This window comes from Moorena sp. SIO4A5 (assembly GCF_010672005.1).
In the GTDB taxonomy this organism is placed as follows: Bacteria; Cyanobacteriota; Cyanobacteriia; order Cyanobacteriales; family Coleofasciculaceae; genus Moorena.
Genome location: NZ_JAAHHZ010000222.1, coordinates 1 through 7,944, shown reverse-complemented (window position 1 = coordinate 7,944; position 7,944 = coordinate 1). Strand labels below are relative to the sequence as shown.

At 44.2% G+C, this 7,944-nt stretch carries 5 protein-coding genes and 2 pseudogenes; 1 reads left to right on the top strand and 6 read right to left on the bottom strand.

Going from position 1 to position 7,944, the window contains the following annotated elements:
* The 6 genes and pseudogenes from F6K57_RS32895 to F6K57_RS32870 all read right to left on the bottom strand — a co-directional run.
* Positions 1-196: pseudogene (locus F6K57_RS32895) on the bottom strand (RNA-guided endonuclease TnpB family protein); the annotation flags it as partial.
* Positions 197-608: 412 nt separating this feature from the next.
* Positions 609-1,913 (bottom strand): TauD/TfdA family dioxygenase, encoded by a 1,305-nt coding sequence (locus F6K57_RS32890; RefSeq protein WP_293072208.1) that lies wholly within the window; start codon positions 1,911-1,913, stop codon positions 609-611.
* A 33-nt stretch (positions 1,914-1,946) separates the two neighbouring features.
* Positions 1,947-3,266, bottom strand: coding sequence for a TauD/TfdA family dioxygenase (locus tag F6K57_RS32885; protein WP_293072207.1), 1,320 nt, complete (start codon positions 3,264-3,266; stop codon positions 1,947-1,949).
* A 32-nt stretch (positions 3,267-3,298) separates the two neighbouring features.
* A pseudogene (locus F6K57_RS32880) lies at positions 3,299-3,781 on the bottom strand (aspartate 1-decarboxylase).
* Positions 3,782-4,261: 480 nt separating this feature from the next.
* Complete coding sequence (locus F6K57_RS32875) at positions 4,262-4,867, bottom strand: ureidoglycolate lyase (protein WP_293072206.1); 606 nt, start codon at positions 4,865-4,867, stop codon at positions 4,262-4,264.
* 24 nt (positions 4,868-4,891) lie between these two features.
* The gene (locus tag F6K57_RS32870; RefSeq protein ID WP_293072205.1) at positions 4,892-6,286 is read right to left on the bottom strand and encodes a methyltransferase domain-containing protein; all 1,395 of its coding nucleotides are present in this window, start codon (positions 6,284-6,286) and stop codon (positions 4,892-4,894) included.
* Positions 6,287-6,770: 484 nt separating this feature from the next.
* On the opposite strand from F6K57_RS32870, the gene F6K57_RS32865 reads away from it, so the two are divergent.
* On the top strand, positions 6,771-7,944 hold a 1,174-nt coding region (locus F6K57_RS32865; protein ID WP_293072204.1), incomplete at its 3' end, for a cation transporter.

The following is a 7,944-nucleotide window of genomic DNA, read 5'->3' as shown; positions in this document are numbered from 1 at the left end:
AAGCATGACTATTGAGGTCTTTAACAAACTTGAATTCATCTCTTAATTGAGTGTTATAGCGATAGAGTTCTTTCTTTCGGGTTCCACGATTGTCCATCCAGTACCGAAGTACCTTGTTACGGACAAAGCGAGCCGTTCTAATGGCTTCATTTATTGCCAACTTTTGAGGATATTTGAGGACAGCCTTGAACTCCATAACCAACACTTAAAATCACCTCCTTGGATTGATGCATTGCTTTCTATTATAGTGGATATTCTAGGACGAAAGTTCGTATCGCTGTTAGGGAATAAATTCCTGTTCGGGCTAACCCCATGGATAGAATCGGTGGGGCGTTGTGCCCTCAGGGTCTTCGGTCATATTATGTCTGCTTTAAAAATTCCTCGGAAATGTATAGTAAAATCAGAGGGTAAAAATTTTTTTAACTTGTGCCAGTTTACTAACTGGCATATTAGTTAGTAACAAATTACTAATTTGTGATACTAAGCAACTATTATAATAGTTAGGGCGCACAAACGTGCGCCCTACAAATAGGTTTAATTTTCTGATGCAAGCGCTGTCTGTTGTTGAGAGCGCTTTACTTCCCATCAATTAAGATTATTCCATGATCTCAAACATAGCGATCTGCGAGAATTTCTAAAGCACGGTCTGAGCATCCCATTAACCACAGGTTTGACATCCCAGTTTTCTCCCCTAGCAAAATTCGCCGTCTACAGCGGAAGGTTTCTTCCTCCAAGTAGGCTCCTAGCAACGTTCGTTTCAGGGAAGAACTCCAGATACCGGTACGTCCATGGAGCACTCGCCAGTTGTCAACTACTAACACCTGTCCGGGAGTCAGTAGAAATTCGGCATTATAGTCAGGATCTTGTAACAGTTGGGAGAATCTTCGGTAGGCTGTCAATAGGTCTTGAATTTTATCGTAGGAAACCTCTAGGGGTATCCTGGTGTTGTGGTTATACCGAATCTGATACACTTCTCCATTTTCATCCAAGTTAATTAGATGATTACGCCGGTAAGCTTCCCATTCGTATTTCCGGGGGCCGGAATCATTTTCCGATAGTTTCTCTTCCACAGAGAGTCGTCGGCGACCTGCTGGTATATATTCTGTGGTAAGTAGCTCAAAGAAGTAGGGGTTTTCGGTTTTGATTACCTCTGCTAATTTGAAACCATCAACGACGGTGGAATAGGCTTGTCTGTCGTTATCCGGGTTGTCGTAGAGGGTACATTGCAGAAATTGGATTCCAGTGGGAATATCGTAGGCAGTAACATCTGTATGATTTCTTAAACGCCCCAATTGATAAGAATGTTGGATAGCCTGAGCAACTGCGTTCTTTCTATCCATAGTAAATACATTGGTGGGATGATAACGTTGCCGTAAAGGCCCCACCCGTTCCACCAATGCCCGAAAGCTTTGTTCGTCATTTGGAGCATTTTCAATTACTGCTACCCCTAGTTCGACGAGCTGATTCAGGTAGGACAATAAAACGTCGTCATCATTCATCACCTCATGATAATCAAAATAAGAGATAGATACTGATGCATCCCAAAGTTGAGGTTTTGATTTTTGTTTAAGGGCTGGGTCATCGTAACAATGAACTCGTAGCCAGGAAGGATCGAATACACTGTGATGCCCTGTTTCTTGACCACCCCAGACAATATCCAAATTGCCTTCAGGATCAATTGTCACCTCTTGAGGAGTTGGGTTTAAAGGAATTTTGAGGAGGTCATGTCCACTATTATTGAGGCTTAAGGTATCTCGCTGAAAGCATTTAGGACAGCGACAGCTATCTAGGAGCCAGAGATGATGGTAAAAGCTTTGATGGCCATCTTTCCAAGTGATCTCTACACCATTGTCATGGGTTGCTATGGATTCGATGCGAAAAGAAGGTTTGAGTTGTCGAAGTAGCGTGGTCATATTAATATCAAGCTCCTAATGTATTTGGTTTCTTTAGATTGTGGTGCGGTCTGCCAGAATTTCTAAAGCACGGTCTGAGCATCCCATTAACCAGATATCTGACATACCGCTTTTTTTGCCTAGTAACAGTCGCCGTCTGCTACGGAATGTTTCTGGTTTCATGTAGGCTCCCAGTAAAACTCGTCGCAGCTGAGGATTATGAATGGCGGTACGCCCGTGGAGTAATCGCCAGTTGTCATTAACTAATACTTGTCCCGGAGCGATCAGAAATTCGGCGTTATATTCAGGAGCTTCAGCTAGTGCCGTAAATGCTTGGTAGGCTGCATATAAGTCTTGAATCTTATCAGGAGAAACCTCTAGTGGCACTCGGTCTTTTTCATGGTGACGAATCTGGTAGACTTCACCTGTTTCATCTAAATTAATTACATGCTGACGATGATAAGTTTCCCATTGGTACTTCTTGGTGCCAATTTCATGCTTAGATACCTTTTCTTCTACACCCAGGCGACGGCGACCTGTTGGCACATACTCTGTGGTCAGCAACTCGAAGAATTTTGGCTGTTGGGTTCTGAGAACTTCGGCAATTTTGAACCCATCCACTAGGGTAGAATATGCCTGTTTGTCATTGTCTGGGTTATCATATTGGATACATCCGAGAAATTGCAGTCTGGGAGGAACGTTGTAAGATACATGGTCTGTGTGATTATGTAAACGTTCCATATACTGATAGGCGTGGTGAATATTCCCTGCCAGTTTGTTTGCTGTATCCAACGTAAAGATATGGGTGGGATGATATCGTTCTTGGATCGGTCCAATCCGCTCTATCAGTGCCTGAAAACTTTCTCGATTCTTGGGCACGTTGTCAATGATGACTACTCCCAATTCCAGCATCTTGTCCAACCACAGCAACAGTGCCCAATCGTCTTTCATCACTTCGTGGTAATCAAAATGAGGGATGGACACTGATGAATCCCACAGTTGGGGTTTTCGTCGCTGTTTGAGGGCGGGGTCTGTTTGACAGTGAACTCGCAGCCAAGATGGATCGAATACACTGTGATGTCCAGGTTCTTGACCGCCCCAGACTATATCTAAATTGCCTTCACGATCGATCTTGACCGCTTCAGTGATGGGATTGAGTGGCATTTTCAGGGGGTCATGTCCTTCCCCTTCTGAGCTGTTAAGGCTCAATGTATCCCGCTGGAAGCATTCGGGACAGTGGCAAGCATCCCGCAGCCAGAGATTATGGTAAAAGCTGTGATGACCATCTTTCCAAGTGACTTGTACACCGTTGTTGGTCACTGCAACTGATTCGATCCGAAAAGCGGCTTTGAGTTGCCGAAGTAGGGTTGTCATGTTTCACCTTTATCTTTTGTTTTACTTGGTTTCTATTTATTTGAGGGGTAGGCTTCAGCCCCCACCATTACCTTTGATTTAGATGTCAATTGTTTGACGTTAGTGGTTTGATAGCCGTTGTATTCTAGTGTCTCTCCATTAGCGGTGAGTGTAGGGGTGAGAGTCTGGTAAAACACTTCCTGACAGCAGTTGTTTTCATCAGCAATCAGTACCCGCGCTTGGTGTCCGCTACTCAAAATTTCAGCGCGATCGCATTGCTCGTTTGCCCAGATAATCAAGGTATCTCCCTCTTTGCACAGTAGCGCTCCCCCTCCATTGGGACAAATTTGTCCTGAACCTGCTTCTCCTGGCAAAACATAGGTTGACCAGCGATTGCCATTGTCAATGTTGACAATTTATACTTCTTCGAGGGGTAAAATCCCTACCTGTGCCAGCAAGTCGGAGTCAATCGTGACACTGCCCACATAGTGGCGGTTTGCCTCAGTCACACGCACTCGATGTAGCTTGGCGTGCATTAGTTTGATGGTCGCCATGATTTCTCCTCCATTGAGTTGAATGAATTAAAATTCAATTGACTTGAACGAGCCTATTTCTGGACTTAGCCATTGGCATTTTACGATCTCTATTTGAGATTGCTATACCATCGTTTAACTAATCACCAAAAACCTAAATTACTTCGGTTAATCAGTGATTTATGAGTCTCGAAATACGGATTTTTTCTCGTCTGCCATGATTACTAAATAGGCGATTTTTAGCAGCTATTCAGTAATAGAAGTTGACACATTTTTTGATACATCACTATTTTCAGGAAAATACATCGATTTACCTTTCTCCCTCCCGCCCTATCCCTTTCTATCCATTGAAATAGCCAGTTTAACAGTTACTTAACTGGCGCTCTAGCTCCTTTAGAAGCGGCTATGGGAAATACTTGCACTTCAAATTATAGAAAATCATCTGTTTCTATCCATTCCGTGCTGTGTTTGCTATCTATATTCTCAGTCTTCTTCAGGTTTACGAAGGGGAATCTTTAGACAAGTATCTTGCTCCTTCAACAATAGACAATCTACGGTAGCATAGATACTGCCTTGTTTATTTTTATAGACTACTTCTCCAGACAGTGGTAAGGGAGCTGTGTGCCATACTCCAGGATGAATTGATATGCCGTAACTACCATCAGAGTAAAGCGCTACAAAATCTTCTGCTTTGACATTGTCCCCAGGAGGCGCTAATAAAAAGATACTAGGTTCACCATTTTTAGGAATAAAAGCCTCTCCTGCATCTAGATGGGCGCTAAGCCAATGCACTAGCACATAGTTAGAGTTAGTCTCAGGATCAACTACAGCCTTTCCAGCTGCACCACCGCGAGCATTTTTATGGTCAGCGGAAAGCACCGTAGAACCACGCCAATATACTTTGAATTCGTCTTCAATAAATGTACCATAACCCCCCCTAGCAATAAGAGGTCGTTTCCCTGGGTTTGGCCATTTACACAACTCTATTTCAACATCTTCAAAATCCGTGAATACAGTTCCTAATCCTTCAGCATTTTTTGAGTTCAGCTTTTTTAATGGAACGTCATAGTATTTGCATGGTGTAGCCATGATTTTCCCTTAAACTATCAGCAATTAGTGCTTTTTCAGCACGAGAGCAACCATTGGTTCTGTTTCAAAGATGTTAAACTCTACTCGATCGAGTATACTCCATGACAGCTCTTCGAGAATCTCTTGTAATGAATCGTTGCTTTCGTAGTAGTCAACTCGCAGGGTTAGGACAAAATATCCTCCAGACTTCAATAGTTCGAATAGGTTTCGCAACCCTTTAGGATGGGCGTGACCAAAGGTGAATACCCCCAACACCACAATCCCGTCGAACGCCTCAGGAGTAGAGAAGGTTAGAGGTTCTGCCACGTTCCCTTGGTGCAAGGCCGTGTAAACTTGCTTCTTCCTAGCTACCTCCAGCATTTCCTCGGAGAAGTCAACTGCTGTAATGTTGGTGTATCCTAGGTCTGCCAGAGCCTCACCTACCATTCCTGTACCTGCTCCAACATCAAGAATGCTTGCTGCTTTATTTGGCAGTACCTTTGCCAGAGCCCTAGCGGATAGAACGGGAGAGCAGCGATAGGTCTCGTCTAAGTCAGCATCGTAAATGGTCGCCCAAGCATTGTACTTATCTTTTAAAGTTTTTTCATCATTAGTTCCGTAGATCCACGAGACGCGATCGCTTACCTTTTGACAGCGATAGAAACTCCATCCGAGTTCCCGAGCTGTAATCGCCTCGCACATCTTATTATAGGAAGCGCTAAGTTTTGGATACTTACTCAGAGCTAGCTCTGACAACAGTTGGTAGCTCTTATTGAGGTGTTCGCTCAAGTCTTTAGCCTCCAACACCATCAAGCCAATTTCACTGAGTGTTTTTGCGTAGGACTCATAGCTAAATGTTGGTTCAAACAGTAGTCGTTGATAAACGTGCTTTTGGCCTTCTGCGCTGATCTCGGACACTGGAGTGATCAGATCATCGAATAGGAAGATGCCTTGTTCTTGAAGAACACGGTAAATCTCCTTCAGAGCTAGCTCCCGCTGGTGGACATGGTAAAGGGTGGCTTGGCTCCAGACATGGGTAAAGGAATTGTCTGAGAAAGGTAGGCTAGTTACTGATGCTTTCTGAAAAGAGAGGCGTAGGGAGGGATACTCCTGAGCTAATGCCTTGGGATTGCCAACCCGGACTGCACTGATGTCAATGCCGACAACTTCACATCCTGTCTGCTGGGCTAGCCAGATAGCGGTGTTGCCGTTGCCGCAACCGATATCAAGTACCCGAGATTCAGTAGTCAGCCCACTGCAGCCGAGCATATATTCATTCCAACGGTGGCAAGCTGGGAGAAAGTCTTGAGCACGAGCGTCGGCTAAGTTTTCAAAATAGCCCCAGTGTAAACTGCCTTCAGAATCCCAGAAGCTACGATACATGCTGTCTTCGTGATCGTAAAACGCTTCTGTGTCCGCTTCTGTATATTTTTGTGTCATTTTGTTCGTCTAAGTTGAGACTTACAAGTCAGACTTACTAGATTTTCAAGGAAATTCCCTTCATGAGAGTAAAATCATAAGTGCTCGTTTCTTGAAATACTTCATATTTACTTCATATTTCCTTGATATTCTCCTTCATAATTCCCTGGCCTTTTGGCCAAAAGGCCAAGGTCAATCTCAATTCTATTGACTAAGCTACTGGCACAGTTAATCTATTTAGGGCTTTTTTTATCAACTATTAACACGTCCAAAACTTGTCGAAACCCTTAAGTTAGTGCGATCTGAATTATCTAAGCTGGGGAAGCTTTTTTTTTCCAAGTCTCCTGCTGTCGTCATTTACATAAACACCAAAATAATGATAACCATTAAAAACATTAACTGTAGGCTAGTTGAGCAGCTCTTAGCCTAAGCTGGAAATAAGAGGCATGTGTTCTTCTTAATCATCTAGGCATTGCCACTATTACTGAAGCTGTTCACCAAATCTATGCCAAAATCTATCCCAACTTATCCCAAGACTACCTTAACTCAACCAGCTTTGCCTGTAGAAACCATCACATTAGATGTAACTGGCATGAAATGTGCTGGTTGTGTTGGTGTAGTGGAACGGCAACTGAGCAGTAACCCTGGGGTATCGAAAGCCTGTGTCAATCTGGTAACTGGGGTAGCTGTGGTAGAGTATCAAGCTGGTGAGGTGCAACCAACTGTCCTAGCTGACTTGCTTACATCAAAGGGGTTTCCTAGTCAACCCCGTTTACCTGAAACTGAACAGGGAACTAAGAGCCAGGATAGGTTAACACCAACCCAGAGACATCAGCAAGAAGCCAGAGCATACCGCCAGCAACTAGTGATTGCTGCTGTCCTGATTTTCTTCTCTACAGTGGGACATATCGGTCATTGGTTCCATGGACCAATGCTGCCAGTATTGAGTACTTTGTGGTTCCATTGGGGATTGGCAACTCTAGCGCTATTACTTCCGGGACGCTCTATTATCGTAGAGGGTGGGCGCGGTTTGTGGCACGGTGCTCCCAATATGAATACGTTGATCGGACTGGGGGCGGTGACGGCTTACACCACTAGCTGTGTGGCCTTACTATTCCCTAACCTGGGATGGGAATGTTTCTTTGATGAGCCAGTGATGTTGCTGGGTTTTATTCTTTTAGGTCGGACCTTAGAACAAGGGGCACGATATCAAGCTACTGCTGATTTTGAGTCTTTGCTATCCCTACAGCCTCAGCTAGCCCGGTTGATTGGAACATTAGACAGTAAAGAAGATGACCTTGCGGGTATCGAAATTCCTGTGGAGCAAGTCCGGGTGGGAGAATGGTTAAGGATATTACCTGGGGAAAAAGTTCCTGTCGATGGGGAAGTGATTACGGGAATCTCATCAATTGATGAGTCAATGCTGACGGGGGAATCTCTACCAGTATTGAAGCAAGCAGGGGACATGGTTACTGGTGGCACGTTGAATCAATCGGGAGTGCTGGTGGTAAAGGCAACCCGTACTGGTAAAGAAACTACTTTGGCACAAATTGTAGCACTAGTGGAGGAAGCGCAAACTCGGAAAGCGCCAGTACAGCAGTTAGCGGATTTGGTAGCAGGGTATTTTACCTATGGGGTGATGGCGATCGCATTTTTAACGTTCCTATTTTGGTACGTGG

Excerpts from the sequence above, each read along its gene's own strand:
- F6K57_RS32890 (WP_293072208.1), bottom strand. The coding sequence starts at position 1,913 with ATGACCACGCTACTTCGACAACTCAAACCTTCTTTTCGCATCGAATCC.
- F6K57_RS32885 (WP_293072207.1), bottom strand. The coding sequence starts at position 3,266 with ATGACAACCCTACTTCGGCAACTCAAAGCCGCTTTTCGGATCGAATCA.
- F6K57_RS32875 (WP_293072206.1), bottom strand. The coding sequence starts at position 4,867 with ATGGCTACACCATGCAAATACTATGACGTTCCATTAAAAAAGCTGAAC.
- F6K57_RS32870 (WP_293072205.1), bottom strand. The coding sequence starts at position 6,286 with ATGACACAAAAATATACAGAAGCGGACACAGAAGCGTTTTACGATCAC.